The sequence below is a fragment of the Methylobacterium sp. C1 genome (assembly GCF_001854385.1).
GTDB classification, from domain to species: domain Bacteria; phylum Pseudomonadota; class Alphaproteobacteria; order Rhizobiales; family Beijerinckiaceae; genus Methylobacterium; species Methylobacterium radiotolerans.
Genome location: NZ_CP017640.1, coordinates 4,222,684 through 4,248,445, shown reverse-complemented (window position 1 = coordinate 4,248,445; position 25,762 = coordinate 4,222,684). Strand labels below are relative to the sequence as shown.

The following is a 25,762-nucleotide window of genomic DNA, read 5'->3' as shown; positions in this document are numbered from 1 at the left end:
CACGGGCTCAGGCGCCGGCCTCGGTGGCCACGAGCTGCCAGTTCGGATCCCGCGAGCCGAGCGTGCGGGCGAAGGTCCAGACATCCGGCACCTCGACCACCGTCTCGGCGCTGCCGTCCACCACCTTGCCGTCGGCGTTGCGGGTGGCGGTGATCAGGTTCGACAGGAAGCGCACGGTGACGTGCGCCACGCGGTTGCGCACCTCGACGGCTACGATCTCGGCCTTGTCGATCGACACGAAGGTGGTCTCCAGCGTCTGCCGGTTGCGCTCGCGCTCCGCGATCGCCCGCTCGAACGCCTCGCCGACCTCCTTCGACAGCAGGCCGCGCAGGGTCTTCCGGTCACCCTTGGCGAACGCGATCATGATGGCTTCGTAGGCGGATTTCGCGCCCTCGATGAAGGCGCGGGGATCGAAGCTGGGCTCGGCCTGGATGCAGGCCTCCAGGCCGCGGGCGACCTCGGATCCCGGCTCGGCGATGCCCCGCCAGTCCCGCGGCGCGGCGGCGGGCGGCGGCGCCGCCTGGACCCGGTCGGCACCGGGCAGGCGCACGACGTTGTCGCCGTCGGAGCGCGCCTGCGGCTCGGTGCGGCTGCGGTCGACCGGCTTGAACGGGGAGCGCTCCGCCCCCGTCTTCTGGCCGAGCACGGAGCGCAGACGCCAGATCACGAAGACGGCCAGCGCGAGGAAGATGATCGTCGTAACGTCGAAACTGTCCTGCATCACCGATCCGATGGTGGCCGCGGCGAGACCCTGTGCCCCTTGCTCAGGTCACGCGCGGTGCGGCGCCGGCTAAGCGCGCAGAGGTCTGGCCGACTCATATCCGACCAACGCGTCGGGAGCGAGCCGGTTGTGTCGGCCGGACGATCGAACCCACGCGTCAATTGCGATACCGGCCGATATGGGTCGCGGGGGCCGCGGGCGCCAGCGCCGCGCCCGCTCGCTCGCTTGTCCAGGCTCGGCCCGCGTGTTAGCGGCCCTGCCGTTTGGGCAGTTCCGCGGCGTGATCCAGCCGCTCCCGCCGCGACAACAACCCGCGCCGGCCCTGCCGGTCGATCGAGAAGGATGATCCGCATGGCCGATTCCCCGGCAGCGAACGGCAACGGCGGCGGCATGCCGCAGGGCGATGTGCCGACCATCAATGCCCTGGCGCAGTACACGAAGGATCTCTCCTTCGAGAACCCGAACGCGCCGCGCTCGCTCCAGCCCAAGGAGGGCCAGGGGCCGCAGATCAACATCCAGGTGAACGTCAACGCGCAGCAGCTCTCCGAGACCGATTTCGAGGTCGAGCTGAAGCTCGAGGGCGACGCCAAGATCCAGAACGAGGTGCTGTTCGCCTTCGAGGTGACCTATGCCGGCGTGTTCCGGCTCCTCAACATCCCGGCCGACCAGATCCATCCGGCGGTGATGATCGAGTGCCCGCGCCTGCTCTTCCCCTTCGCCCGCCAGATCGTGGCCGAGGCGGTGCGCAACGGCGGCTTCCCGCCGCTGTACATCGATCCGATCGATTTCGTCGGCCTCTACCGGCAGAAGGTGATGGAGCAGCAGGGCGCCCAGGGCCCGCTCGCTTCCTGAGTCAGGACGCGCCGGCGGCCGCTCAGCGGCCGCCGGGACCGCGATAGGCGCCCGTCAGCGCGCGCAGGGCCGCCGCTCGCCGCCCGGCCGGGCGGCGAGCGCCTCGGCGTCCGGGTGACGCTGCCGAGATCGACCACGCGTGTCGGATCCCAGCCACGGACCCGACGATCTCGGGATCCGGCGCCGCGACCGCCCCGTCATCGTCCAGATCCGCGCCAACGCCGCGCAGGGCACGGCGCAGAAGCGCGCCCCCTGCGCCGCGGTGAGCCGCAATCTCTCCCGCGACCCCGGCGTGGCACCGGCGGACGTCTTCATCAACTCCGTCGAGGTCAGCGCGGAGGCCCGATCGCTCGGGAACGGGCCGATGCAGGACGGGCCCCGGAGCCGTGAGGCCGGCGCGGCGAAGCCGCCGCGGGCGCGGTGCGGCGATGGCGGCCACGATCCGGGCTTGACCGTTCCGGGGGCGGAGTACAGGTCCGGGGCCCGAAACGGCTCCAGGATCGCATGGCCCCCACCGCAAACCTCGCCCTGATCAACCTGTTCATCGGAGACATCCAGGGCGGCCTCGGACCCTTCCTCGGGACCTGGCTGGCGCAGTCGGCCTCGTGGAGCCCGGCCCGGGTCGGGTTCGTCATCACGCTGGTCGGATTCGGCACGCTGTTCCTGAGCGGTCCGTTCGGCGCCCTGGTTGACCGGTTCCCGCGCCCGCGCCTGCTGATCGCGCTGGCCTGCGGGGCGATCCTGGTGGGGACGCTGCTGCTCCTGCCGGCCCGCAGCTTCCCGGCGGTGCTGGGCGCGCAGCTCCTCGCCGCGGCCGGCGGCACGCTGCTGCTGCCGGCCGTCGCGGCGCTGACCCTGGGCATCGTCGGGAAGGACCGGTTCCCCGCGCAGCAGGGGCGCAACCAGGCCTTCAATCACATCGGCATCCTGATCGCGGCGGGCGGCATCAGCCTCGGCACCGGCTATTTCGGGCCCGCGATCGCCTTCTGGGTGCTCGGCGGCATGGCGCTGGCGGCGATCGTCGCGACGGTGACGACGCCGGCCGGAGCCTGGAACCGCCGCCGCGCCGTCGGCTGGAAGGAGGACGATGCCGACGAGCCGGAGCGCAGCGGCATCCGCCAAGTCCTGGGGAACCGCCGCCTGCTGGTGCTGACCGTGGCGCTGACCCTGTTCAATCTCGGGAACGGCGGCATGCTCTCGCTGCTCGGCCAGAAGCTGGTCGCGACCGCCTCCGACGCGACGACCTGGACGGCCCGCTACGTCATGGTGGCCCAGCTGGTGATGGTCCCGGTGGCGCTGTTCGCCGGATCGCTCGCCGACAGACGCGGCCGCCGCCAGCTGCTCATGGTCGCCTTCGCGGTCCTGCCGGTGCGGGCGCTCCTGTCCGGCCTGATCGACGATCCGGTCTGGCTGATCGCCGCCGAGGTGCTGGACGGCGTCGCCTCGGGCATCGTCGGGGTGGCGGTGCCGGTGGTGGTCGCCGACCTGACCTGGGGATCCGGCCGGACGCAGACGGCCCTCGGGAGCGTCAACGCCGTGCAGGGCGTCGGCGGGGCGCTGTCGGGCTGGTACGGCGGCCTGTCCTACGGGCTGTTCGGCTGGACCGGCGCCTTCCTGGCCCTCGGCGTGCCGGCGCTCGTCGCCCTCGCGCTGGTGATCTGGCTCGACGCGACGCCCGAACCCGGCCGACGCCGCCGCCGGCGGGAGCGGCGCGGCGCCGCCGTTCAGGGAGCCTGAATCGGCCGCGCCGTCGCGGCCTCGCGTCCGGACGGCGGGGCGCCGAACGACTGATGTCTGACATGCGGGAGCCCGGCCCCAGGGCCGGGCTTCGGGGCAGCGACGCGGCCGAGGGTCAGCCGATATGCGGGCTGCCCGTGGCGGCGGGGAAGCGGTCGGCCAGGGCGCGGCGCAGCTTCTCCAGGGCCCGGTTCTCGATCTGGCGGACGCGCTCCTTGGAGATGCCGAGCCGCTGGCCGAGGGCCTCCAGGGTCGCCTGATCCTCGGCGAGGCGTCGCTCGCGCAGGATGCGCAGCTCGCGCTCCGACAGGACCGTCAGGGCCTGCTGGAGCCAGCTCAACCGACGCTCGCCGTCGACCGTGGCGCTCACGGTCTCGTCCGGCAGGTCGGCGCCGTCGACGAGGAAGTCCATCCGCTCGGAGGAGGCGTCGCTGTCCTCGCCCACGGGCGCGTTGAGCGACATGTCGGGCCCGGACAGGCGCGCGTCCATCAGGGCGACGTCGTCGCGGGAGACACCGATGGCGCTGGCGATGCGGCGGTGGATCTCGTCGCCGACATGCTCCTCGGTGGACTGCATCAGCCGGGCGCGCAGCCGGCGCAGGTTGAAGAACAGGGCTTTCTGCGCGGAGGACGTGCCGCCGCGCACGATCGACCAGTTGCGCAGGATGTAGTCCTGGATCGAGGCGCGGATCCACCACGTCGCGTAGGTCGAGAAGCGGACGTCCCGCTCGGGCTCGAACCGGGCCGCGGCCTCCATCAGGCCGACATGCCCTTCCTGGACGAGATCGGCCATGGGCAGGCCGTAGTGACGAAAACGCCCCGCCAGGGCGATGACGAGGCGCATATGGGCCGAGATCAGACGGTGGAGGGCCCGCTCGTCGCGCTCGTCCTTCCAGCGGACGGCGAGGCCGCGCTCTTCTTCCCGGGCCAGGAAGGGTGCCTCCATGGCAGTCCGTATGAACTGCCGTCGAATTCCCGCGATCTCAGCCATCCGCCTGCCTCTTGTTGTCGAGTGCTGTTGCGGCGTCGAGCCAATAGCCCGACGCGCAGGCGCCACCGGGGGGCGACGCCAGGCAACCGACAACGGAAGGCAAAACGCGAAAGTTCCGTCCCGATGCCCCACAATGCGACAGTCGGGCGGCCACGAAATCGTGTTCTGTCCCGATCAGATGGGATCCGGCCCCGCGCCGTCCAGGCCGCAAGTCCCGAAACGACCGCGTTCAGCGCTTCGGTCCGGCCCGCCAGGCACAAAAAACCCGGCCACCTGGGCCGGGTTCGATACCGTTCGCGGAGAAAGGCGCCTCAGGCGGCCTCCTCCTGGATGTCGTCGCCCTCGCTGTCCCCGTCGGCCTCGGCCTCGGGCTCCGCCTCGCTCTTGGCGCGGCGGGGCGACTTGGCGAGGCTCTGCTCGATCAGCTTCAGGGCCTCGGTCTCGGTGATGCGGTTCACCGACGAGATCTCGCGCACGATCCGGTCCAGCGCGGCCTCGTAGAGCTGACGCTCGGAGTAGGACTGCTCCGGCTGGGCCTCGGACCGGAACAGGTCGCGCACGACCTCGGTGACGGCGAGCAGGTCGCCCGAGTTGATCTTGGCCTCGTATTCCTGCGCGCGGCGCGACCACATGGTGCGCTTGATCCGGGCGCGGCCGGTCAGCAGGTCGAGGGCCTTCTTCACCAGTTCCGGCTCGGCGAGCTTGCGCATGCCGACGCTGTTGGCCTTCGCGGTGGGGACGCGCAGGACCATCTTGTCCTTCTCGAACGATACGACGAACAGCTCAAGCTTGTAGCCGGCGATCTCCTGCTCCTCGATCGCGGTGATGCGACCGACGCCGTGGGCCGGATACACGACAGCCTCGCCGGTCTTGAAGCCCTGCCGGCCTGCGGTCGTCGTCTTCTTGGCTGTGGTCATGCGAGAAGGGCCTCCACTGGCGCGCAGCGTTCGGCGCCGCGCGAAACCGTGTTCTTCCGGGCGGGACACCCGGTCTGCCTCGCCGCTCCCGGACCCGGCGCCGAGCGCACGAATCCGGACGTTCCCCGGCGCGGCCGTGCGAACGCCTGGCCCGTCCGCCGAAGTCTCCTTCAGCGGTCGGGCGCGTACTACTCCTAACCCACGAAATTCGAAGGCGTTTCGGCCGGAGGGAGCACGTCAGGCGCGAGCGACGGCAGGCAGATTGTCTACCACAATCCGGCGCGCAGATCAAAGCATCCCTGAAGACGCACGCGCGGACCGAGCGCGGCGCCAAAGAGTTTTACACTGGTGCGGCGGGACAGGAATGACCTGGCCGCGTATCAGGGCTTCGTATGACGCAGCCCCGCCGCGCGGTTCAGCGGCGAGACGGGCTCGGCAGATCTTCCTGCGATCTGGAGAGCGAGCCGCGGGCCGACGCCAGAACCTCCGAGGCCGGGCTTCAGTCGCCCGAGCCGGGGTTAGGCGAGAAATGCGCCTCGAGCTTCCCGGTCTTGCCGTCCCACTCCTTGGCGTCGGCCGGGGCTTCCTTCTTCTGCGTGATGTTCGGCCAGCTCTTGGCGTAGTCGGCGTTCAGCTTCAGCCACGTGTCGAGGTTCGACTCCGTGTCGGGCTTGATCGCCTCGGCCGGGCATTCCGGCTCGCAGACGCCGCAGTCGATGCACTCGTCCGGGTGGATGACGAGCATGTTCTCGCCTTCGTAGAAGCAGTCCACCGGACAGACCTCGACGCAGTCCGTGTACTTGCACTTGATGCAATTGTCGGTGACGACGTAGGTCATCGGATGTCTTCGTCCTAAAACTCGACTTGGCCCGGGCGGAGCCTGGAGACGGCCCGCGCGCCCGGAGGGTGCTGCGAGGGGAACGCCGGTGAGACACGGCACGGAGCCGGGCCTCGGAGGCCCACGGCTCTAGACGCTGCCTCCCGGACTGACAAGCGTGCGGGCGCCGCATGGGTTCGTGCCGGGTCGCTCGCGCGGCCGCTGTGGCCCGGCCTCATCACTCGGATGGCCCCTCCGGGCCGGCCTCGACCGACAGGGCACCGCCCGACAGGTCGTCGTAGAGCAGCCGCGCCTCCGGCGCCGGGCCGCGGCGCAGGCCGAGACCGAGCACCCGCACCGCCAGCGTCGCGTGCGGCGCGGCCACCGTCACCACGTCGCCGACGCCGATGGCCTTCGCGGGGTTCTCGGCCCGGCTGCCGTTCACCCGCACGAAGCCGTCGGAAGCCAGCCGCGCCGCGAGCGACCGGGTCCGCGCGAACCGCGCGAACCACAGCCACTTGTCGAGGCGCTGCCGGTCCTCGCGCATCCGCCGCGGGTCAGCGCTTCCCGCCGTCGCCGGCCTCGAGCTGCGCCTTCAGGGCCGCGAGCTTGGCGAACGGCGAATCCGGATCGGGCGCCCGCTCGCGCCGCGGCGGCCGCTGGTCGGGCCGCGGGCCGGAATGGCGCTGCTCCGCGCTGCGCTGGTCGTCGCGGCGCTCCGGCCGCCCACCCTCGAACCGGTCGCGGCGCGGGCCGCGATCCCGGCCGGGACGCGGGCCGTCGCCCTCGGCCCGGCGCTGCTCGGGCCGGCCGCCCTCGGGCCGACCCTGTCCCGGGTGCTGGCCCTGCTGGCTGCCGTCACGGCCCCGGCCGCCCCCGCGAGGGCGGTTCTGCGGGCGCTGGTGAGCCGGGCGCTGGTGGCGCTGCAGGCGCCAGACCTCGATCTGCGGGATCTCGGCGGCACCCTCGCCCTCGGCACCCGAGGCGTCCGCCGTGTCGGCCGCGGCGGGCTGCGGCTCGGCGGCGGTCTCGGGCGCGGTCTCCTCGGCGGATGCGGCCGGGGGCTCGGCGATGGACTCGGCGACCCCGTCGGCCGGCTGCTCCGCCCCGGCGTGGGGCGCGTCGGTCGCGGAAGCCTCGGTCGCGGAGGCCTCGGTCGCGGGCGACGCGGCAGCCTCCTCGACGGGCGCGCCGGCCGCGTCGTCCGGAACCGCGCCCACGGCGGGCGCCGCCTCGGCTTCGGCGGCCGGGGCTTCCTCGGCCGCGGGGGCGTTGTCGGCGGTCTCGCCCTCGGCGTCCGGAACCTCGTCGCCGACCGGCTCGGCGGCGTCCGCCTGCGCGGCGACGGCCTCCTCGGAGGATGCCTCGGCGGCGACGGCCGGTGCCGCCGGCGCGGTGGCGGCGGCGGGGACGAGCGGCACCGTGATGGCCGGGCCGGGGCGCGCTTCGGCCGTGTAGCCGAGCGACTTCAGGATCGAGGCGAAATCCTCGCCCGAGCAGCCGACCAGCGAGGTCATGCCGACGGTGGCCACGAAGCCGTCGCCGTCGGCCGTGCCGTCCGGCGGTGCGCCCGGGGTGGTGCCGGGCCGGTAGGCGATCGCCGGGCGGATCAGGTCGGCGAGCCGCTCCAGGATATCGACGCGCACCGCCCGCTCGCCGCTGACCCGGAAGCCGGCGGCGCGGTAAAGGCCCTTGGCGATCTCGCGATCGACCTTGATCGAGGTGCGGCCGGAGCCGGCGAGATGCGCGATCTCGTCGAGTCCGCGCTGGTCGAGGCCGCCGTTGCGCAGGGCCCAGAGCTGGGCCGCGAGCGTGCGGGGCGCCGGCTTCAGCAGGGCCGGCAGGAAGATGTGGTAGGCGCCGAAGCGGACGCCGTGGCGGCGCAGGGCCCCGCGGCCGTCCTGGTCGAGGCTGCGCATCTCGTGCGCCACCTTCGAGCGCTCCAGGACGCCGAGCGCCTCGACCACCTGGTAGCCGATCCCCTTGGCGAGGCCGGTGAGGTCGGCCGCGGTCTCGATCTCCATGAGCGGGCCGAGCAGCCGCACGATGTAGGCCTTCAGCCACGCGTCGAGGCGGCCCTCGACCTTCTCGCGATGCGCGCCGGTCAGGCTGTCGTCCGCCAGCAGACGGATCTGCGGGGCGAACAGCTTCTCGCCGGGCGTGAGCTTGGCGACGGGCGCGCCGGTCCAGCGGATCGTGCCGTCGTGCGAGAGCACGAGGGTCGAATCGGCGGCCGCGGCGAATCGCTCGGCCCGCGCCTCGATCTCGCCCGCGAGCGCCTTCTCGGCGGCGCTCCTCAGTGTCTTTGCCTCGTGCCCCTCGGCGCTGGCATCGGGAACGAACAGGAATCCGTGAAGGTGGCCGACATGCTGACCCTCGACGGTGACGTCACCGTCGGCGGTGATCTGGGCTTCGAGCATCGTGTTCTCTCTCAGGCGCCGCATCAGGACGCTTGTGCGCCGGTCGACGAAGCGGCTCGCGAGGCGTTCGTGCAGGGCGTCGGACAGCCTGTCCTCTACCCGACGCGTCTCGCCCTGCCAATGTTCTGGGTCGCGCAGCCAGTCGGGACGGTTCGCCACGAAGGTCCAGGTGCGCCCCTGCGCGATCCGGCGGGACAGCGTGTCGATGTCGCCGTCGGTCCGGTCGATCATCGCGACCTGCTCGGCGAACCACGTGTCGGGGATGCGGCCCGCCATGCCCTTCATGAGGAACCGGTAGAGCTGGGCCACGAGGTCGGCGTGCACCTGCGGGTGGACCTTGCGGTAGTCCGGGACGCCGCAGACGTCCCACAGGCGGCGCACCGCGGCGGCGCTGCGCGCCATGTCGCGGATGTCGTCCTCCTTCATGAGGATCTCGAGGGCCTGCTGATCCTCGCCCATCGGGGCGCGGGTCAGGCCCGATTCGCGCGGGTGCTCGTCGAGGCTCGCCTGCAGGCCGTCCAGGCTGCCGAAGGTGAGATCCGGGTTGCGCCACTGCAGGATGCGCAGGGGATCGAAGTCGTGGCTCTCCAGCCGCTCCACCAGCTCGGCCTCGAACGGCGGGCAGCGGCCGGTGGAGCCGAAGGTGCCGTCCGAGAGGTGGCGCCCCGCGCGCCCCGCGATCTGGCCCATCTCGGCGGGCGTGAGCTTGCGGAAGCGGGTGCCGTCGTACTTCCAGTTGGCCGCGAACGCGACGTGATCGACGTCGAGATTGAGGCCCATCCCGACCGCGTCGGTGGCCACGAGGTAGTCGACGTCGCCCGCCTGGTACATCTCGACCTGGGCGTTGCGGGTCCGCGGCGACAGGGCACCGAGCACCACCGCGGCGCCCCCGCGCTGGCGGCGGATCAGCTCGGCGATCGCGTAGACCTCCTCGGCCGAGAACGCCACGATGGCGGTGCGCCGGGGCAGCCGCGACAGCCGCTTCTCCCCCGCGAAGGTGAGCTGCGAGAGCCGCGGCCTGGTCGTGGTGTGGACGTTGGGGATCAGGTCCTGGACCAGCGGCAGCATGGTCGAGGAGCCGATCAGCAGGGTCTCCTCCCGGCCGCGGACGTAGAGCAGGCGGTCGGTGAAGACGTGGCCGCGATCCATGTCGGCGGCGAGCTGGATCTCGTCGATGGCCACGAACGCCACGTCGAGGTCCCGCGGCATCGCCTCGATGGTGCAGATCCAGTAGCGCGGCCGGTCCGGCTTGATCTTCTCCTCGCCGGTGACGAGGGCGACCTTCTCGGGGCCCACCTTCGCGACGACGCGCAGGTAGACCTCCCGGGCGAGCAGCCGCAGGGGCAGCCCGATCATGCCGGTCGGGTGCGCGAGCATCCGCTCGATGGCGAGATGCGTCTTGCCGGTGTTGGTCGGCCCGAGGACCGCGGTGACGCCGCGGGCGCGGGCCTCGCGGGACAGCGAGCGACTGGACGTGGGGCGGAGCAGCGCGTCGATGGTCGGCGGTTCCTTCGAGCGGGAAGGCCGTCGCGGCGCCGTCGCGGCGCGGGCGGGGAGGCGGGTCCGACCGGCCGGCCGCGTCGGGGACGTTAGGGCCGGTACGGTCCTCCCCCATATGGGATGCCGCCGCCGCCAGGTCCAATCTGCGGCGTGATCATCGGGTAGATATCGATCTGCGTCGTCGGGGTGCCCGGCTGCGGCGCGAGGTCGGCGCAGAGCGTGTCGGGAGTCGCGACGAGGGGACCGCGGCGGGGCGGCCTGTTCTCGACGACTTCGGCCGACGAGAAGGCGTCACCGCCGCAGCCCTGATCGGCGGATCCGGCGCTCAGGGTCTGTGCGGCGGCCGGGCCTGCGAGCGCGGCCAGGGCGAGGGCGATTCGGAGGGCAGGCGAGCACATCCGGGCATTATCGCCGGGAACGTGAAGATTCCCTCCACCCGCGCGGCTGCGGACCTCGCCGCGTGCGTCCCCACCGGCACGGCGAGCCGGGAGAGCGGTGAGGGCCGGCTCCGCGCCTCCCAGGGGCGTTTCGCGGACCGCGCGGAATCCGGGAGCAACCCAGACGTCGATCAGTCGACACCCTCGACGAGCACCACCTCGCCGATTCCCGCCGGCCGGCGCTTGGCCACCGCGGCCTGGTACTCGGGCGAGAAGTAGTAGCTGCGCGCCGCCTCGTAGGACTCGAATTCCAGCACGACGTTGCGCGGACGGCCCTCGCCCTCCAGCGCCTCGCACCGGCCGCCGCGCACCAGCGGCTTGCAGCCGTAGCGGCGCATCGCCTCGGAGGCCATGGCGGCGTAGTCCTTGTAGGTGTCCGGATCGGTGACCGTCATCCGGACGATGATGTAGCCCTTGGGCACTGCTGACCTCCCCGCGCGGCTGCCGCGCCGCGCCGAGGTGCCGGGAAACCGGCCGCCGGTCAAACGCCTGGGTGGCGGCGCTACTGCCCGGCCAAGCTCGCCTGCGCGACGCTGTTGCCGGCCACGCCGGTGCCGGCGGCGCCGGCCGTGCCGGTGGTCGTCGGCGTGCCGCTCTGGCTCCAGCGCGTGGCCTCGATGATGTTGGTGCCGATCGTGGTGAGCACCGAGATGCGCAGCGGGATCAGGACGCGCGTCCCCTCGACGGGGGCGAGCCAGACCGACATCTCGCGGTTCTCCTCCATGAACTTCACCCCCGGCCGGTCCGGGCGGTGGCCGGCGACCGCCTGGTAGCGGGCATTGCAGACGAGTACCGGGCCGGCATAGCCGGGCTTCTGCACCGGGCGGGTCTCGGCGTAGCTCAGCACGACGTTGAAGCGGGTGGCGCCGTCGAAGACCGGCAGGGTCCGGTTGCAATTCTCCGGGTCGAGGGGCTCGCCGCGCCCCTGGGTCGGCATCAGCAGGGCGCTCACCGGGTCGATGATGCCGCGCTTGTTGGCCGGTGTGACCGGAACGCGGTCCTGCATGTCGATCAACGGCGGCGTGATCTCGGCCTGGACGACGTTGCCGTGCGCCAGGGCCATGCGCACCGCGATGCCGGAACTCGCCGTCTGAGTGGCGATGGCGAAGGCGCCGGGCTGCGGCGCGGCCGAGAAGCTGCCCGAGGCCCGGGCGGAGCCCTTCCCGCCGGTGATCGCCCCGACGAGGCCGGTGAGCACCGCCGACACGTCCATCATGTAGCGGTCGCGGTCGAACGAGCCGGCGAGGCGCGCCGTGCCGATCGGGAGGCCGGCGAGGTTGATGCCGTAATCGACCGCCACGGTCGCGGCGGCGGGCGCGGCCCGCTTGGCCCGCGACACCCGCGCGCCGGCATCGGTCGGGGCCGCGAGGACCGCGACCGCGAGGAGGCTGCCCGCGAGCCGCCCGACAGCGTGCTTCGTCGACGGCTCGGTCAACGGCTTGATCATCCGACGGACTGGCGTGGCGCTCATGATCCGGATCGCATCCCAGGGCGGGCGGGCCAAGACACTCGCTCGAACGCGCCCTCTCGAACACACCCGCTCGCCAGCGTCCTCTGCGACGCACGGAGCGGGGAGAGGCGCCTTCCTGCAGGTGGAAGAAGGCTATATCCCGGCATCGTGGTTAACAGACCGTTGGGCGTCGGGCGCGGCTCCGGCACCCGTCGGCACCTTGACGCACCGCGCCTTCGTCGCCTATAGGCTCGCGCCTTCAACAGGACTCCGCCGGACCTGGAACACGCAACGGGCGCCGCCCGCTGCGACGAAGATCGCGCCGGCCGCGATCGGGTCTCTACCGGGCGGAACGAGACGGGATCGTTTTTTATCATGGCGCGCCGCTGCGAACTCACCGGCAAGGCCGTTCAGGTCGGCCACCTCGTGAGCCACTCGAACCGCAAGACCAAGTGCCGGTTCCTGCCGAACCTGTGCAACGTCACCCTTCAGTCCGACGCGCTGGGCAAGCGTGTCCGCCTGCGGGTCACCGCGCACGCCCTGCGCTCGGTGGAGCACCGCGGCGGCCTCGACGCCTTCCTGATCAAGGCCGGCGAGGGCGACCTGTCGCAGACCGCGCGCCTCCTGAAGCGCGAGATCCACAAGAAGCTCGCCGAGACCCCGGCCGCCGCGGCCTGAGTCGTCGGGCTTCACCGTTCCTGACCGGATGGTTTCAACCGCCGTGACCCTCGGGGCCGCGGCGGTTTCCGCTTGCGCGACAGGCAGACTGATCCGGACAGTCCCATGCAGACCGTCTCCGGTCGATGCCTCCGACGCCGCCGTCATCGCGGGCGGAGCGAAGCAGACCAGTGGCGCTGCGCCCACCGGGGTCGGGGCGCCCTGGATCACTGCGCTTCGCTCGCGGTGACGGTCGGGACGCGTCAGTCGCGGCGCTCGGGCGCCTCGGGATGAGGCCCCGGATCGGACGGCCCGAGAGCCAGAGCAGCGGCTAGGTCGGACCGGCGATCAGCGCCGCCCGCCCGCCGCGCGCAGCATGCGGCCGGTCGGCGCCGCGCCGTCCTCCTCGAACAGCTCGGCCAGCTTCTCGGTCATCGCCCCGCCGAGCTCCTCGGCGTCGATGATCGTCACGGCGCGGCGGTAGTAGCGGGTCACGTCGTGGCCGATGCCGATGGCGAGGAGCTCCACGGGCGAGCGCGTCTCGATCTCCTCGATCATCCAGCGCAGGTGCCGCTCGAGGTAGTTGCCGGCATTCACCGACAGGGTCGAGTCGTCCACCGGCGCGCCGTCGGAGATCACCATCAGGATCTTGCGCTGCTCCGGCCGCCCGAGCAGGCGCTTGTGCGCCCAGTCGAGCGCCTCGCCGTCGATGTTCTCCTTGAGCAGCCCCTCGCGCATCATCAGCCCGAGGTTCTTGCGCGCGCGCCGCCAGGGCGCGTCGGCCGACTTGTAGACGATGTGGCGCAGGTCGTTCAGGCGCCCGGGATTCGGCGGCTTGCCGGCGGCGAGCCACGCCTCGCGGCTCTGGCCGCCCTTCCAGGCCCGGGTGGTGAAGCCCAGGATCTCCACCTTCACGCCGCAGCGCTCCAGCGTCCGCGCCAGGATGTCGGCACAGGTCGCCGCCACGGTGATCGGCCGGCCGCGCATGGAGCCCGAATTGTCGAGGAGCAGCGTCACCACCGTGTCGCGGAAATTCGTGTCCTTCTCCTGCTTGAAGGAGAGCGGCTGGTAGGGGTCGATGACCACGCGGACCAGCCGCGCCGGGTCGAGCTGACCCTCCTCCAGGTCGAAATCCCAGGCGCGGTTCTGCTGGGCGAGCAATCGCCGCTGCAGCCGGTTCGCGAGCCGGCCGACCACGCCCTGCAGATGCGAGAGCTGCTTGTCGAGGTAGGAGCGCAGGCGCGACAGCTCGTCGGCGTCGCACAGCTCCTCGGCGTGGATGACCTCGTCGAACCGCGGATTGAACACCCGGTACTCGGGCCCGCGCGCCTCGTTGCCCTGCCGCTGCGGCGGGCGCGAGGCCTCCGACGCCTCCTCCGACTCCGCGTCCTCGGCCTCCTCGGGCAACTCACCGGACGGCGCGTCGGCGGATTCCTGCGCACCCTCCTCGATCTCGTCGGAGGCCTCCTCGGAGGTCTCGATCTCGGCGCGCTCGCCCTGGCTCTTCTCCTCCGAATCGCCCTCGCTGGGGTTCTGCTCGTCGTCCTGGGCGTCGTTCTCGTCGTCGTTCTCGTCGTCCTCGGCGTCGAACGGCGTCTCGTCCGACATGTCGAGGGAGGTGAGGAGCTCGCGCACCGAGCGGGCGAACTTGCGCTGGTCCTCGATCGAGCCGAGTAACCCGTCGAGGTTCGGGCCGGCCTTGGCCTCGATGTGCTCCCGCCACAGATCGACGATCTTGGTGGCGGCCTCGGGCGGCTTCTGGCCGGTCAGGCGCTCGCGCACCATCAGGGCGACGGCGTCCTCCATCGGGGCGTCGGCCCGGTCGGTGATGGTCTCGTACTTGCCGCCCCGGTGATAGCGGTCCTCCAGCATCGCCGAGATGTTGCTGGCGACGCCCGCCATCCGGCGCGAGCCGATCGCCTCCACGCGCGCCTGCTCCACCGCGTCGTAGACCGCCCGGGCGGCGCTGTTCTCGGGGGCGAGGCGGCGGTGGACGGCGACGTCGTGGCAGCCGAGCCGCAGCGCCATGGCGTCGGCGTTGCCGCGCAGCACCGCGACGTCCTGCGCCGAGAGCTTGCGCGGGGGCTCGGGCAGGCGGGCCTTGTCGCCGGTCAGCGCCGGCCGGTCGGTGGCGTAGGTGACCTCGACCTCGGAGCGCCGGGCGATGGCGCGCAGGCACCCGGCCACCGAGCGCTTCAGGGGCTCGGCCACGGGTTCGCGGCGCTCGCCGGGTTTGCGGTTGGAGATGGACATCAGCGCTACCGGTCGTCCTCGAACGCGAAGGGGCGGTTCAGGATCTCATCCCAGCTGTAGGGACAGTCCGCGGGCAGGGTTTTGGGCGAGCGCTTCATCTGCCGGGCTGCCCCGAGGCGACCGAGCCGGAAGCTGTCGTGCCGAATCTCATTGAGGCTCGACTTCAGGCCCGGGCTCTTCCGCAGTTGGATCGTGGCGCGCTCCCGATGCTCGGCGATGCTGAGTGCCCAACTGCGGCTTCGCCGTTCCGGCTGATGGTCCCACTTCAGCATGTGAAGGATAATGATTTCGACCGCACTCTGGAGCCGGTAATACTCGCTCAGGCCCACGTCGCTCAGCTCCTCGGCGATGTTGTCGAGGTCGAGCGCGTCCACCCGGCCGGCGCGGAGCAGGGCCACCTGCTCCTGAACCCAGGTGTAGAGATCGTCCGCGTGGCGCGTCCGTCCCCGGGCATGCGCAGTCGCCGGGGCGTCCTCGCGCGCGGGGGCCGGATGCGCCATCGCGTCCTCCATGCGGGTCAGCTCAGCGCGACGTTCACCGCGCTCTCGGGCAGCTCCTTGCCGAAGGCGCGCTGGTAGAACTCGGCCACCAGCGTCCGCTCCAGCTCGTCGCACTTGTTGAGGAAGGTCACCCGGAACGCGAAGCCGATATCCTTGAAGATGTCGGCGTTCTCGGCCCAGGTGATCACCGTGCGCGGGCTCATGACGGTCGAGAGGTCGCCGTTCATGAAGGCGTTGCGGGTCAGGTCCGCCACGCGCACCATCCGGTTGACGATGTCGCGGCCCTGGTCGCCCCGGTAATGGGTCGCCTTCGAGAGCACGATGTCGACCTCGCGGTCGTGCGGCAGGTAGTTGAGCGTGGTGACGATCGACCAGCGGTCCATCTGGCCCTGGTTGATCTGCTGGGTGCCGTGATAGAGGCCCGACGTGTCGCCCAGGCCCACCGTGTTGGCGGTGGCGAACAGCCGGAAGGCCGGGTGCGGGCGGATCACGCGCTTCTGGTCGAGCAGCGTCAGCCGGCCCGAGAGCTCCAGCACGCGCTGGATCACGAACATCACGTCCGGGCGGCCGGCATCGTACTCGTCGAACACGAGGGCGACGTTGTTCTGCAGCGCCCAGGGCAGGATGCCGTCCTGGAAGGCGGTGACCTGCTTGCCGTCCTGCAGGACGATGGCGTCCTTGCCGACGAGGTCGATGCGCGAGACGTGGCTGTCGAGGTTGATCCGGATGCACGGCCAGTTCAGCCGGGCGGCCACCTGCTCGATGTGGGTCGACTTGCCGGTGCCGTGATAGCCGGTGACCATCACGCGACGGTTGCGGGCGAAGCCGGCCAGGATCGCCAGCGTCGTCTCCCGGTCGAAGATGTAGTCCGGGTCGGCATCCGGCACGTGCTCCTCGGGCTCGGCGAAGGCCGGGACCTTGAGGTCGAGGTCGATGCCGAAGACATCGCGGACGGAGACGGTGCGATCGGGCAGCGCGGCGGGCGTAGCGTCAGAGAGCATTCGGAACCTCGTGAGGCGCGGGCGCTCCACTCCCAAACAGTGAAGCATCCGCGCGGAAGAACGTCGAGCCGGGCCTCCGCGGCGGGGCGGAGCCATCCTTAGACGGCGGCGCGCTCGCGCGCCACCGACCGGCATGGATCCCATATAGGGTCGCCCCGCGCGGTTTGCCCTATCCTGGCTGCGAACCGGCGTGCATCGTTCGTGCCGCTCAGCAGAGACCCGCCGCGCGGAGCACGTCGTGGGCGCGGATGATGTCGCGCAGGCGCTCCTCGAACGACCGGTCGCCGCCGTTGGCGTCGGGGTGGAAGCGCTTCACCAGCACCTTGTACTGCGCCTTGATGGCGGCCGAGTCCGCCCCCTCCTCGAGGCCCATCACGTCGAGGGCGCGGCGCACCGTCGCCGAGTGTTTGGGCTTGCGCGGCTCCTCGGGCTGGCGGGCGCGCCGGCGCGCGTCGCCGACGCCCTCGCCGCGCAGGATGCCGAGCGGATCGACGTAGGCCCAGTCGCGGGCCGGCTCATTCTCCGGCTTGGCCTGACCGGTCCGGTTCACGCCCATCGCCCAGGTCGGACGATGCCCGATGATCGCGTCCTTCTGGTAGGCCTGCACGGCGGCGTCGTTCATGCCGTCGAAGTAATTGTAGGTGGCGTTGTAGGCGCGGACATGGTCGATGCAGAAGCGCCAGTACTGGCCCTCGGCCTTCCGCCCCTTCGGTGCCCTGTAGAGGCCCGGATGGGTGCAGCCCGGACTCTCGCAGACGGCCTCGGCCGCGGCCTTCGGCTCGTCGCAGGACGGTTTGATCCGGATGCTGTCGAACAGGCGCGAGTTGAGATCCATGACGGGCCGATTATGAGGGGGCGGACCTGAGACACAAGGGCACCGGGCCTGATGACGCATGCGCGGGATCGGGCTTGACGGCGCCCACGGACACGACGCGAGGGCACGATGGCGGACGGTGCGGGCGCGGGCGGCACCCTGCGGGACTGGATAGAGGCGCGGCTGCGGGAGCAGCTCGCGCCGGCGCGGCTCGACGTGATCGACGAGTCGCATCTGCATGCCGGCCACGCCGGAGCGCGGCCGGGGGGCGAGACCCATTACCGGCTCGACATCGTCGCGTCGGCGTTCGAGGGCAAGAGCCGCGTCGAGCGGCACCGCTTGGTGAACGCGCTGCTCGACGACGCGTTCAAGCGGGGCCTGCACGCCCTGGCGCTGCGCGCCCGCACGCCGGCCGAGGCGGCCTGAGCCGACGCGCGGCGACCGGCGGCGCGGCCCGGGTCGCTCCGTCCGGGAGGTTGCCGGAGATCGCTCCGACGGGGCGCGGTGAGCGGGGCGGGAACCACAGGACAGATATGGTGATGGAGCCGCCGATCCGCATCCGCCCGCGCGCCGTCATCGCGCTGCCGGGGAGGCCGCCATGCCCCTGCGGGTGACGCCGCGCATCGCCATCGACGAGGACGAGATCGAGCTGTCCTTCATGCGCGCCTCGGGCGCCGGCGGACAGAACGTCAACAAGGTCGAGACCGCCGTCCAGCTCCGCTGGGCGGCGCTGGCGTCCCCCGCCATCGACGAGCGGGTGAAGGCCAATCTCGCGCGGCTCGCCGGGCGGCGGATGACCAAGGACGGCGTCCTCGTCCTCGCGGGGCAGCGGCACCGGACACAGGAGCGCAACCGGGCCGACGTGCTGCAGCGGCTGGTCGATCTCGTGGCGGAGGCGGCCAAGCCGCCGCCGCCGATCCGCCGGCCCACGAAGCCGACCCGGGGCTCGCAGGAGCGGCGCATCGGCGCGAAGAAGAGCCGCGCCGCGATCAAGCAGGGCCGGGGCAGCATCCGGGATTCCGACGGCTGACCCCACCTGCCCCGGTCGGGTCTCAGTGGATCGCGTCGATGACCTCGGCCTTCGGGCTGGCATCGGGTGCCGGGGACGATCCGGCGACCAGGGTGCTGCCCGGCTTGGCGACGGTGAGGGCGATCGCGATCAGGGCCAGGATGGCGGCCAGAGCCGCCGGGAACAGGAAGGCCGATTCGCCGTAGCGCATGTCGAGCAGGCCACCCACGACCGCGCCGGTGCTCAGTCCGGCCCAGAGCGGCGCCTGGATCCAGAAGGAGGGCGCCACCGTGCCGAGCAGCAGGTTGGCGCAGCCCGTGCCGAAACGCACCACGGCGCCCGTGACGTAGGTGAGCGCCAGGGAGCGGCCGCCCTCGTCCTGCAGCGTCGCGTTCTGGAGGCCCAGCGCCAGGACGATCGGGTAGGCGTGCAGCGGGTAGGCGAAGGTACCCCAGGGCATCAGCAGGCCGCCGGCGAGCAGCAGGGCCTGGAGCGTGAGCAGCACGGCGAGGCGCCAGCGCCCGACCCAGGCGGCGATCAGCGTCCCCAGGAAGGCGCCGAAGCAGAACATGCAGATGGTGCTGGCGACGCGGCTGACATTCTCCCAGTCGCCGTTGGCCACCGCCACGCCGAAGCGGGTGGTGTTGCCCGACATGAACGACATGAAGAGCTGCGAGAATTCCAGGAAGCCGATGGAGTCGGCGCAGCCCGCGAGCGCCGCCAGGGCGATCGCGAAGGGAATTCGGGTTCGCGGGTCGGCGGGAAACGACTTGTCGGCTGGAGGCTCAGGTTTCCGCTCCGGTGCTGCACCGCCTGTCCGACTTCCGTATTCCGCCATGCTGATCCCCCGATCGAGCCGCCGCGCCCAGTCGCGGTCGACTGACAATGGACGAATAGCGGAGCGGTTTCATGCCGATGTGCGCCGCAACACAACGACGCGCCCCGGTACCGGCCGTCCTCCCTCCCGCCGGACTTCCGCGGGCCTCGCCGCCAGCCGTTCCAAGCCGGACACGGCGGCCATCGCCGCCAGATGGGCATCCGCGTGGGCGTAGCGGCCGTCCTCGCCCAGGACGGAGCCGGGGCCGTCGTGGGATTGCACCGTGAAGGCACCGAGGCCGCCGGGCCGCAGGACCCGCCCCACGCCCGCCAGGAACGACGCCAGGTCCGCGACGTAGATCAGGACGTCCGCGGCGAGGCAGAGGTCGGCCGAGGCCTCCGGCAGGTCGGCCAGGGCGGCGGCGACGTCGCCCTCGACGAGGCGCTCGTAGAGCGGCCGACCCCGCGCCGTCTTGGTCCGCGCCAGCGCCAGCATCCCGGGGGAGAGGTCGATCCCGGTGAGATAATCGACTCGGTCGCGCACGACCTCGCCCATCAGCCCCGTGCCGCAGCCGAGATCGAGGGCGACCGCGAAGCGCTCCGGAACGCGCGGCAGGGCGTCGCGGACGAGCTGCGGGCCGACATAGCCGAGGCCCTCCACGAGGTGGCGCTCGAAGCGCGGCGCGTAGTCGTCGAACAGGGCGCGGACATAGGCCGGCGACAGGACCGGGAGGGTGTCGCCGCCGCCCAGGCGGACGAGATGCGCGCGCACGCCCAGCCGGTCCTCGGGATCGATGTCGAGGGCGCGGGCGTAGGCCTGCGCCGCCGCGTCGCGCAGGGCCGGATCGGTGCCGGAGGCGGCCAGACCCGCGCGCGCCCGGCCCAGCAGGAGCCAGGCCGGCGCGTAGCGCGGGGCGCGCTCCAGGGCCTGCTCGGCGAGGTCGGCGGCGCCCGCGTGGTCGCCGTCGGCGAGGCAGGCCTCGGCGTAGCGGTAGCGGCGATCGGCGAGGAGGTCGCCGGAACTGAGCTGCGAGGCCATGCGTCTGCCGATTCGGGGGCGCCTATATACCGGGGCCACCGGCGGACTCCACCGGCAGCACGGACCCGATGCCGATACGCGCCAGCGATCTCCTCACCCTGACCCGCGAGGGTCTCTACTGCCCCCTCGGGCGCTTCCACGTCGATCCGACCTGGCCGGTGGAGCGCGCGCTCATCACCCACGGGCACGCCGACCACGCCCGCGCGGGCCACGGCCACGTGCTGGCGACGCCCGAGACCCTGCGAATCATGGCGGTGCGCTACGGCGCGGATTTCTGCCGCCAGCGGCAGGAGGCGCCGCTCGGGGCGGCGCTCCGCGTCGGCGACGTCACCGTGCGCTTCGCCCCGGCCGGCCACGTGCTCGGCTCGGCGCAGATCGCCATCGAGCGGGACGGCGTCCGCGTCGTGGTCTCGGGCGACTACAAGCGCGCGCCGGACCCGACCTGCCTGCCGTTCGAGGTCGTGCCCTGCGACGTGTTCATCACCGAGGCGACCTTCGGCCTGCCGGTCTTCACCCACCCCGACACGCGGGGCGAGGTCCGCAAGCTCCTCGAATCGGTCAGACTGTTCCCGGAGCGCGCCCACATCGTGGGGGCCTACGCGCTCGGCAAGGCGCAGCGGGTGATGGCGCTCCTGCGCGAGGAGGGCTGGGACCGCCCGATCCACCTGCACGGCGCCATGGAGAAGCTCACCACGCTGTACAAGGAGGAGGGCGTGCCGCTGGGCGACACGCCCAAGGTCGTGGCCGCCGAGCGCAAGGACCTGCACGGGGCGATCGTTCTCTGCCCGCCCTCGTCGATCCAGGACCTGTGGTCCCGCAAATTCCCCGACCCGGTGACCTGCTTCGCCTCGGGCTGGATGCGGGTGCGCGCCCGCGCCCGCCAGAAGGGCGTCGAGCTGCCGCTGGTGATCTCCGACCATTCCGACTGGCCTGACCTGTGCCGCACCATCCGCGACACCGGCGCCGGGGAGGTCTGGGTGACGCACGGGCAGGAGGACGCGCTGGTCCACTGGTGCGGGACGCAGGGCATCCGGGCGAAGCCGCTCCACCTGCTCGGCTACGGCGATGACGGCGAGGTCGAGGGGACCTCGGAGGCGAGCTCTGAGGCGGAGGCGGCCGCGTGAACGAGTTCGCCCATCTCCTCGACCGCCTCGCCTACGAGCCGCGCCGCAACGCGAAGCTGCGCATGCTCCAGGACTACTTCGCGCGCACGCCCGACCCCGAGCGCGGCTACGCGCTGGGCGCCATGACCGGCACGCTGAGCTTCCGCGAGGCCAAGCCGGCCCTGATCCGCGGGCTGGTGGAGGAACGGATCGACCCGGTGCTGTTCCGGCTCTCGCACAACTACGTGGGCGACCTCGCGGAGACGACGGCGCTGATCTGGCCGGGACCGACGGAGGCGCCGCGGGAGCCGGGCCCCGGCCACAACAATCCGCCGCCCCACGTCCCGACCCTGGCCGAGGTCGTGGAGACCCTCGCGACCATCCCCAAGCGCGAGCTGCCCCGCCATCTCGCGGACTGGCTCGACGCCCTCGACGAGACCGGGCGCTGGGCGCTCCTGAAGCTCGTCACCGGCAACCTGCGGGTCGGCGTGTCGGCGCGACTCGCCAAGACGGCGGTCGGCGCGCTGGGCGGCCACGACGCCGACGCCGTCGAGGAGGTCTGGCACGGCCTGACCCCGCCCTTCGAGACTCTGTTCGCCTGGGTCGAGGGCCGGGCCGAGCGGCCCGAGACCCTGAACCCCGCGCCGTTCCGGCCGCCGATGCTGTCGCACCCGATCGAGGAGGAGGCCGACCTCGAGAAGCTGGAGGCCGAGGCCTTCTCGGCCGAGTGGAAGTGGGACGGCATCCGCGTCCAGCTCGTCGGCGGTCTCGATCGGGCCGGCCAGCAGGTTGGGAAGGTCTATTCCCGCACCGGCGAGGACATCACCGGGGCGTTCCCGGACCTCGCCGAGGCCATCACCTTCGCGGGCGCCCTCGACGGCGAGCTGCTGATTCTCCGCGAGCGGCGGGTGCAGAGCTTCAACGTGCTGCAGCAGCGCCTGAACCGGAAGGCCGTGACGGGCAAGCTCCTTGAGGAGTTCCCGGCCCACGTGCGGGCCTACGACCTCCTCACCCTGGAGGGCGACGATCTGCGCGGGGAGCCGTTCGCAACACGGCGGCAGAAGCTGGAGGCGCTGGTCACGCGCCTCGACCACGCGCGGATCGACATCTCGCCGCTCGTGCCCTTCGCGGATTGGGAGGCCCTGGCGGCCGCCCGGGCGGATCCGGCCTCGGTGGGCGCCGGCGCGGATGCCGACGCCATCGAGGGCGTGATGCTCAAGCGCCTCAACAGCCCCTACCTGCCGGGACGCCCCAAGGGGCCGTGGTGGAAGTGGAAGCGCGAGCCGCACATCGTCGACGCCGTGATGATGTATGCCCAGCGCGGGCACGGGAAGCGCTCGTCCTTCTACTCGGACTACACGTTCGGGGTCTGGCGGGAGGCGCCCGAGGGCGGCGACGAGCTGGTGCCGGTGGGCAAGGCCTATCACGGCTTCACCGACGCCGAGCTCGCCAAGCTCGACCGCTACGTCCGCAACAACACCACCAAGCGCTTCGGCCCGGTGCGCGAGGTCGCCCACGGCCGCGAGGCCGGGCTCGTCCTCGAGATCGCCTTCGAGGGCGTGCAGCGCTCGACCCGGCACAAGTCGGGCGTGGCCATGCGCTTCCCCCGGGTCAGCCGCATCCGCTGGGACAAGCCGCCCGCGGAGGCCGACCGGATCGACGTGCTCGAACGGATCCTCACCCGGGGCGAGCGCGAGATCGCGCCGGGCGCGACGCTGATGGAGAAGACCGCATGAGGCAGGGACACGGCAGGATCGGGCCGGTCGAGGCGCTGGCCTCCGGCCCGGTGGCGCGCCACGCCAGCGGCCGCCTCACCGTCGCGACCCCGGGGCCGGGCTTCACGGATTTCACCGCGGCGGTGGCCGAGTTCGTGCGCGGCAGCGGCGTCCGGGACGGGCTCGTCACGGTGTTCTGCCGGCACACCTCGGCCTCGCTGACCATCCAGGAGAATGCCGACCCCGACGTCCAGACCGACCTGATGACCGCGCTGGACGGGTTCGCGCCGCGGCAGGCCGGCTACGTCCACGGCGCCGAGGGGCCGGACGACATGCCGGCCCATATCCGCACCCTGGTCACCGATTCGGCCCTGACCATCCCGCTGGTCGGCGGGGCGCTGGCGCTCGGCACGTGGCAGGGGATCTACCTGATCGAGCACCGCGACCGGCCGCACCGACGGGAGATCGTGCTGAGCGTCCTCGGGGCGTGACCGCTCCGCCGGCGTCGCGCGAGCGGCGCGCCGACCCAGCAACACGCGGTCACACACCGTCGGTTAACCATATCGGGCTCTTATCGGCCTCCGTCGGATCGGGGACCGTGCCGCTCCGGCGAACGGAGACCCCGATGGGCCTTTTCACTGCGCTCTCGAACTCGATTTCCGGCGCCTCGGCGCAGTCGCTGGCCCTGAACAACATCTCGGGGAACATCGCCAACACCCAGACGGTGGGCTTCAAGTCCACCGAGACGCGGTTCGCCGACATGCTGGCCGAGACCGGCGACAGCACGCAGCTGGCCGGGGGCGTGCTGCCGAGCACGCGCAACAGCCTCAACATCCAGGGCACGATGCAGTCGACCGGCGTGTCGACCAACCTCGCGATCTCGGGCAACGGCTACTTCATCGTCAAGAAGAACACCGGGACGCCGGACAGCCCGGCCTTCGGCGGCGATACCGGCTACACCCGGCGCGGCGACTTCGCGCCGGACGCCAGCGGCTACCTCTCCAACGGCGCGGGCTACTACCTGTTCGCCGGCCCCTCGGCGACGACCCCCGTGCAGGTCCCGACCGGCGCCAGCACCCTGGCGAGCCTCGCGGTCTCGCCCGCCGGCACCCTCACGGGCACGGCCGCGGACGGCAGCACCCTGGCCCTCGGCACGCTGCAGCTGGCGCAGTTCGGCATGCAGGACAACCTCGCCTCCCTCGACGGCGGCACCTACGTGGCCACCGGCCAGTCCGGGACGCCGAGCTACGGCCTCAACGGCGCGACCGTCACGGCCGGCTCGGTGGAGCAGTCGAATGCCGGGATCTCGGATCAGTTCTCGAAGATGATCGAGACCCAGCAGGCCTACACGGCCAACACCAAGGTCATGAGCACCACCGACCAGATGCTGCAGGACGCCATCGCGATGTACACCTGACGCGACCCCGTCAGAGGAACTTCAGCGGGTCCTTCTCGGGCGGGGGCGGCGCCACGTCGGCGCGGTTCCACCAGCCGCCGCCCAGGGCCACGAACAGGGCGGCGGTGTCGGCGTACTGGGTGGCCCGCGCCGCCGCCGAGGTCACCAGCGCCGAGAGATAGCCCTGCTGGGCGATCAGCACCTGCGAGGAGGTGATCGCCCCGGCGGTGTACTGCTTGCGGATCAGCGCGAGGCTCTGGTTCGTGGCGCTCACCGCGGCGTCGGCAGCGGCCACGGCCTTCGCGTCGGCCTGGAGCGCCCGCAGCGCGTCCGCGACGTTCTGGAAGGCGGTGATCACCGTCGCCTTGTACTGCGCCTGCGCCTCCGTCAGCGATTCCTCGGCGGCGCGCTGGCGCCGGAACAGGGTGCCGGCATCGAAGATCGGCGCCGTCGCCTGCCCGATGATCGTGAAGAACGCCGCGCCCGGACTGGTCACCTGCGCGATCCGCGTGGCGCTGGAGCCGCCCGTGGCGGTCAGGCTGAACTGCGGCAGGCGGTTCGCCACCGCGACGCCGACATTGGCGCTCGCCTGCTGCACCAGGGCCTCCGCCGCCTTCACGTCGGGCCGCTGCTGCACGAGCCGCGAGGGCAGGCTCACCGGAAGCCGGGTCGGCAGGCGCAGGGCGGCGAGGTCGAAGGTCTCGGAGACCTCGTCGGAGGGCAGGCGTCCTGCCAGCGCGGTCAGCAGGTTGCGCTGCTGGGCGAGCGCCTTCTCCAGCGGCGGCAGCAGCTGCTGCGACAGCGCCAGCGCCGCCTGCTGCTGCACCACGTCGGCCCCGGCGATCTGACCCAGCGACAGCTGCTTGTTGTAGAGCTGCAGCACCTCGGTCTGCGCCTGGATCACCTTGCGGGTCGCGTCGATCTGCGCGCGCAGGGACGCTTCCTGGATCGCGGCGGCGACGACGTTGGCGGTCAGGCTCAGGTAGGCCGCTTCCAGCTGGAACCGCTGGTTCTCGGTGGTGGCCTCCAGGGACTCGATCTGCCGGCGGTTCCCGCCGAACACGTCGGGATTGTACGAGACCACCGCCTGCGGCGTGGACAGGCTGTAGAGATACTGGTTCTGGTTGTTGAGGGGCGATTGCAGGTCGAGGCCGGGCGCCTGCGCCCCCTGGATCTGCGGCGTCGCGGTCAGGCTCGGGTAGAGCGTGCCCTTCTGGGCGAGCACGTTCTGCTGCGCCACCCGCAGGGAGGCCTGCGCCGCCTCCAGCGTCGGGTTGTTGGCGAGCGCCTGCTCGACGAGGCGGTTCAGCGCCTTCGAGTGGAACAGGGTCCACCACGAGCCAGGAATATCGGCGCCGGAGACGAAGCTCTGGTCGGCCGAGCCGCCCTGCCGGGTCCGGATCTTGTCGGCCGCGGAGGGATTCTGCAGCGGTTCCTTGGTGTAGCGGCCGACCGGCGGAGCCTCGGGCGCCACGTAGTTCGGGCCGACCGCGCAGGCCGACAGGCCGAGGGAGGCCGCCAGCCACGCGGTCGCCCGTCCGCACCGTCTCGGCGCAAAGCTCACCATCCCGCCCCCGAAAAGCTCACCTCGGTAGAGCGGCGCGACCCGCTGCCAAG

At 71.9% G+C, this 25,762-nt stretch carries 26 protein-coding genes; 10 read left to right on the top strand and 16 right to left on the bottom strand.

Going from position 1 to position 25,762, the window contains the following annotated elements; translation table 11 throughout:
- Positions 1 to 7: 7 nt before the first annotated feature.
- The gene (locus BKE41_RS19640; protein WP_012320647.1) at positions 8 to 721 is read right to left on the bottom strand and encodes a Tim44/TimA family putative adaptor protein; all 714 of its coding nucleotides are present in this window, start codon (positions 719 to 721) and stop codon (positions 8 to 10) included.
- 351 nt (positions 722 to 1,072) lie between these two features.
- Here BKE41_RS19640 and secB point away from each other — a divergent pair, with 351 nt between their 5' ends.
- From secB to BKE41_RS19625, 3 genes are all read left to right on the top strand, one after another.
- On the top strand, positions 1,073 to 1,573 hold the full coding sequence (gene secB / locus BKE41_RS19635) for a protein-export chaperone SecB (RefSeq protein ID WP_012320646.1): 501 nt from the start codon (positions 1,073 to 1,075) through the stop codon (positions 1,571 to 1,573).
- Positions 1,574 to 1,712: 139 nt separating this feature from the next.
- Positions 1,713 to 2,105, top strand: a complete 393-nt coding sequence (locus tag BKE41_RS30410; protein ID WP_083374387.1) for a tautomerase family protein — start codon at positions 1,713 to 1,715, stop codon at positions 2,103 to 2,105.
- Entirely contained in the window at positions 2,078 to 3,310 is a 1,233-nt protein-coding gene (locus tag BKE41_RS19625) for an MFS transporter (protein ID WP_012320645.1), read from the top strand. The genes BKE41_RS30410 and BKE41_RS19625 overlap by 28 nt, the downstream gene beginning before the upstream one ends.
- Before the next feature lie 115 nt (positions 3,311 to 3,425).
- On the opposite strand, the gene BKE41_RS19620 is transcribed toward BKE41_RS19625, so the two are convergent.
- From BKE41_RS19620 to BKE41_RS19585, 8 genes are all read right to left on the bottom strand, one after another.
- Complete coding sequence (locus BKE41_RS19620) at positions 3,426 to 4,301, bottom strand: RNA polymerase factor sigma-32 (protein ID WP_012320644.1); 876 nt, start codon at positions 4,299 to 4,301, stop codon at positions 3,426 to 3,428.
- Between the two features lie 311 nt (positions 4,302 to 4,612).
- A complete protein-coding gene (locus BKE41_RS19615) occupies positions 4,613 to 5,218 on the bottom strand; it encodes a CarD family transcriptional regulator (RefSeq protein ID WP_012320643.1) in 606 nt (201 codons plus the stop codon).
- Positions 5,219 to 5,717: 499 nt separating this feature from the next.
- On the bottom strand, positions 5,718 to 6,056 hold the full coding sequence (gene fdxA, locus BKE41_RS19610) for a ferredoxin FdxA (protein WP_012320642.1): 339 nt from the start codon (positions 6,054 to 6,056) through the stop codon (positions 5,718 to 5,720).
- 217 nt (positions 6,057 to 6,273) lie between these two features.
- A complete protein-coding gene (locus tag BKE41_RS19605; protein ID WP_012320641.1) occupies positions 6,274 to 6,582 on the bottom strand; it encodes an RNA-binding S4 domain-containing protein in 309 nt (102 codons plus the stop codon).
- 10 nt (positions 6,583 to 6,592) lie between these two features.
- Positions 6,593 to 9,832, bottom strand: coding sequence for a helicase-related protein (locus BKE41_RS19600; RefSeq protein ID WP_071000005.1), 3,240 nt, complete (start codon positions 9,830 to 9,832; stop codon positions 6,593 to 6,595).
- 212 nt (positions 9,833 to 10,044) lie between these two features.
- Positions 10,045 to 10,353, bottom strand: a complete 309-nt coding sequence (locus BKE41_RS19595; RefSeq protein WP_024829166.1) for a hypothetical protein — start codon at positions 10,351 to 10,353, stop codon at positions 10,045 to 10,047.
- A 170-nt stretch (positions 10,354 to 10,523) separates the two neighbouring features.
- Entirely contained in the window at positions 10,524 to 10,814 is a 291-nt protein-coding gene (locus tag BKE41_RS19590; RefSeq protein WP_012320638.1) for a DUF1330 domain-containing protein, read from the bottom strand.
- A gap of 80 nt (positions 10,815 to 10,894) precedes the next feature.
- The gene (locus tag BKE41_RS19585; RefSeq protein WP_245295813.1) at positions 10,895 to 11,863 is read right to left on the bottom strand and encodes a DUF3108 domain-containing protein; all 969 of its coding nucleotides are present in this window, start codon (positions 11,861 to 11,863) and stop codon (positions 10,895 to 10,897) included.
- A 354-nt stretch (positions 11,864 to 12,217) separates the two neighbouring features.
- On the opposite strand from BKE41_RS19585, the gene rpmB reads away from it, so the two are divergent.
- Complete coding sequence (gene rpmB, locus BKE41_RS19580) at positions 12,218 to 12,520, top strand: 50S ribosomal protein L28 (protein ID WP_012320636.1); 303 nt, start codon at positions 12,218 to 12,220, stop codon at positions 12,518 to 12,520.
- A 327-nt stretch (positions 12,521 to 12,847) separates the two neighbouring features.
- On the opposite strand, the gene cobT is transcribed toward rpmB, so the two are convergent.
- From cobT to BKE41_RS19560, 4 genes are all read right to left on the bottom strand, one after another.
- Positions 12,848 to 14,752 carry a cobaltochelatase subunit CobT gene (cobT, locus tag BKE41_RS19575; RefSeq protein ID WP_024829168.1) on the bottom strand — a complete coding sequence of 635 codons (1,905 nt, stop codon included), beginning with the start codon at positions 14,750 to 14,752 and terminating at the stop codon, positions 12,848 to 12,850.
- A gap of 5 nt (positions 14,753 to 14,757) precedes the next feature.
- Positions 14,758 to 15,264, bottom strand: a complete 507-nt coding sequence (locus tag BKE41_RS19570) for a DUF29 domain-containing protein (protein ID WP_106427843.1) — start codon at positions 15,262 to 15,264, stop codon at positions 14,758 to 14,760.
- Positions 15,265 to 15,269: 5 nt separating this feature from the next.
- Positions 15,270 to 16,253, bottom strand: a complete 984-nt coding sequence (gene cobS / locus BKE41_RS19565) for a cobaltochelatase subunit CobS (RefSeq protein ID WP_071000004.1) — start codon at positions 16,251 to 16,253, stop codon at positions 15,270 to 15,272.
- Positions 16,254 to 16,461: 208 nt separating this feature from the next.
- A complete protein-coding gene (locus BKE41_RS19560; RefSeq protein ID WP_012320632.1) occupies positions 16,462 to 17,088 on the bottom strand; it encodes a DnaJ domain-containing protein in 627 nt (208 codons plus the stop codon).
- A 108-nt stretch (positions 17,089 to 17,196) separates the two neighbouring features.
- Between BKE41_RS19560 and BKE41_RS19555 the strand changes: the two genes are divergently transcribed.
- Together BKE41_RS19555 and arfB are read left to right on the top strand one after the other, a co-directional pair.
- Positions 17,197 to 17,493, top strand: a complete 297-nt coding sequence (locus BKE41_RS19555) for a BolA family protein (protein ID WP_071000003.1) — start codon at positions 17,197 to 17,199, stop codon at positions 17,491 to 17,493.
- A gap of 172 nt (positions 17,494 to 17,665) precedes the next feature.
- Positions 17,666 to 18,097, top strand: coding sequence for an alternative ribosome rescue aminoacyl-tRNA hydrolase ArfB (arfB, locus tag BKE41_RS19550; protein ID WP_012320630.1), 432 nt, complete (start codon positions 17,666 to 17,668; stop codon positions 18,095 to 18,097).
- A 22-nt stretch (positions 18,098 to 18,119) separates the two neighbouring features.
- Here arfB and BKE41_RS19545 read toward each other — a convergent pair whose 3' ends face one another.
- Complete coding sequence (locus tag BKE41_RS19545; RefSeq protein WP_012320629.1) at positions 18,120 to 18,914, bottom strand: YoaK family protein; 795 nt, start codon at positions 18,912 to 18,914, stop codon at positions 18,120 to 18,122.
- A gap of 69 nt (positions 18,915 to 18,983) precedes the next feature.
- Complete coding sequence (locus BKE41_RS19540) at positions 18,984 to 19,931, bottom strand: methyltransferase domain-containing protein (RefSeq protein ID WP_071000002.1); 948 nt, start codon at positions 19,929 to 19,931, stop codon at positions 18,984 to 18,986.
- 68 nt (positions 19,932 to 19,999) lie between these two features.
- Between BKE41_RS19540 and BKE41_RS19535 the strand changes: the two genes are divergently transcribed.
- The 4 genes from BKE41_RS19535 to BKE41_RS19520 all read left to right on the top strand — a co-directional run bounded on the left by BKE41_RS19535 (position 20,000) and on the right by BKE41_RS19520 (position 24,166).
- A complete protein-coding gene (locus BKE41_RS19535) occupies positions 20,000 to 21,055 on the top strand; it encodes a ligase-associated DNA damage response exonuclease (protein WP_012320627.1) in 1,056 nt (351 codons plus the stop codon).
- Positions 21,052 to 22,770 (top strand): cisplatin damage response ATP-dependent DNA ligase, encoded by a 1,719-nt coding sequence (locus tag BKE41_RS19530; protein ID WP_071000001.1) that lies wholly within the window; start codon positions 21,052 to 21,054, stop codon positions 22,768 to 22,770. Before BKE41_RS19535 ends, BKE41_RS19530 begins: the two co-directional genes overlap by 4 nt.
- Complete coding sequence (locus BKE41_RS19525) at positions 22,767 to 23,240, top strand: secondary thiamine-phosphate synthase enzyme YjbQ (protein WP_071000000.1); 474 nt, start codon at positions 22,767 to 22,769, stop codon at positions 23,238 to 23,240. Before BKE41_RS19530 ends, BKE41_RS19525 begins: the two co-directional genes overlap by 4 nt.
- 134 nt (positions 23,241 to 23,374) lie before the next feature.
- Positions 23,375 to 24,166, top strand: coding sequence for a flagellar hook basal-body protein (locus BKE41_RS19520; RefSeq protein ID WP_012320624.1), 792 nt, complete (start codon positions 23,375 to 23,377; stop codon positions 24,164 to 24,166).
- Positions 24,167 to 24,176: 10 nt separating this feature from the next.
- Here the strand turns inward: BKE41_RS19520 and BKE41_RS19515 are convergent, their stop codons facing one another.
- Positions 24,177 to 25,712, bottom strand: coding sequence for an efflux transporter outer membrane subunit (locus tag BKE41_RS19515; protein ID WP_029360236.1), 1,536 nt, complete (start codon positions 25,710 to 25,712; stop codon positions 24,177 to 24,179).
- Positions 25,713 to 25,762 lie beyond the last annotated feature (50 nt).

Coding starts and splice junctions, on each gene's coding strand:
- BKE41_RS19640 (WP_012320647.1), bottom strand. CDS start 721: ATGCAGGACAGTTTCGACGTTACGACGATCATCTTCCTCGCGCTGGCC.
- secB (WP_012320646.1), top strand. CDS start 1,073: ATGGCCGATTCCCCGGCAGCGAACGGCAACGGCGGCGGCATGCCGCAG.
- BKE41_RS19625 (WP_012320645.1), top strand. CDS start 2,078: ATGGCCCCCACCGCAAACCTCGCCCTGATCAACCTGTTCATCGGAGAC.
- BKE41_RS19620 (WP_012320644.1), bottom strand. CDS start 4,301: ATGGCTGAGATCGCGGGAATTCGACGGCAGTTCATACGGACTGCCATG.
- BKE41_RS19615 (WP_012320643.1), bottom strand. CDS start 5,218: ATGACCACAGCCAAGAAGACGACGACCGCAGGCCGGCAGGGCTTCAAG.
- fdxA (WP_012320642.1), bottom strand. CDS start 6,056: ATGACCTACGTCGTCACCGACAATTGCATCAAGTGCAAGTACACGGAC.
- BKE41_RS19605 (WP_012320641.1), bottom strand. CDS start 6,582: ATGCGCGAGGACCGGCAGCGCCTCGACAAGTGGCTGTGGTTCGCGCGG.
- BKE41_RS19600 (WP_071000005.1), bottom strand. CDS start 9,832: ATGCTCGCGCACCCGACCGGCATGATCGGGCTGCCCCTGCGGCTGCTC.
- BKE41_RS19595 (WP_024829166.1), bottom strand. CDS start 10,353: ATGTGCTCGCCTGCCCTCCGAATCGCCCTCGCCCTGGCCGCGCTCGCA.
- BKE41_RS19585 (WP_245295813.1), bottom strand. CDS start 11,863: ATGAGCGCCACGCCAGTCCGTCGGATGATCAAGCCGTTGACCGAGCCG.
- rpmB (WP_012320636.1), top strand. CDS start 12,218: ATGGCGCGCCGCTGCGAACTCACCGGCAAGGCCGTTCAGGTCGGCCAC.
- cobT (WP_024829168.1), bottom strand. CDS start 14,752: ATGTCCATCTCCAACCGCAAACCCGGCGAGCGCCGCGAACCCGTGGCC.
- BKE41_RS19570 (WP_106427843.1), bottom strand. CDS start 15,264: ATGGAGGACGCGATGGCGCATCCGGCCCCCGCGCGCGAGGACGCCCCG.
- cobS (WP_071000004.1), bottom strand. CDS start 16,253: ATGCTCTCTGACGCTACGCCCGCCGCGCTGCCCGATCGCACCGTCTCC.
- BKE41_RS19560 (WP_012320632.1), bottom strand. CDS start 17,088: ATGGATCTCAACTCGCGCCTGTTCGACAGCATCCGGATCAAACCGTCC.
- BKE41_RS19555 (WP_071000003.1), top strand. CDS start 17,197: ATGGCGGACGGTGCGGGCGCGGGCGGCACCCTGCGGGACTGGATAGAG.
- arfB (WP_012320630.1), top strand. CDS start 17,666: ATGCCCCTGCGGGTGACGCCGCGCATCGCCATCGACGAGGACGAGATC.
- BKE41_RS19545 (WP_012320629.1), bottom strand. CDS start 18,914: ATGGCGGAATACGGAAGTCGGACAGGCGGTGCAGCACCGGAGCGGAAA.
- BKE41_RS19540 (WP_071000002.1), bottom strand. CDS start 19,931: ATGGCCTCGCAGCTCAGTTCCGGCGACCTCCTCGCCGATCGCCGCTAC.
- BKE41_RS19535 (WP_012320627.1), top strand. CDS start 20,000: ATGCCGATACGCGCCAGCGATCTCCTCACCCTGACCCGCGAGGGTCTC.
- BKE41_RS19525 (WP_071000000.1), top strand. CDS start 22,767: ATGAGGCAGGGACACGGCAGGATCGGGCCGGTCGAGGCGCTGGCCTCC.
- BKE41_RS19520 (WP_012320624.1), top strand. CDS start 23,375: ATGGGCCTTTTCACTGCGCTCTCGAACTCGATTTCCGGCGCCTCGGCG.
- BKE41_RS19515 (WP_029360236.1), bottom strand. CDS start 25,712: ATGGTGAGCTTTGCGCCGAGACGGTGCGGACGGGCGACCGCGTGGCTG.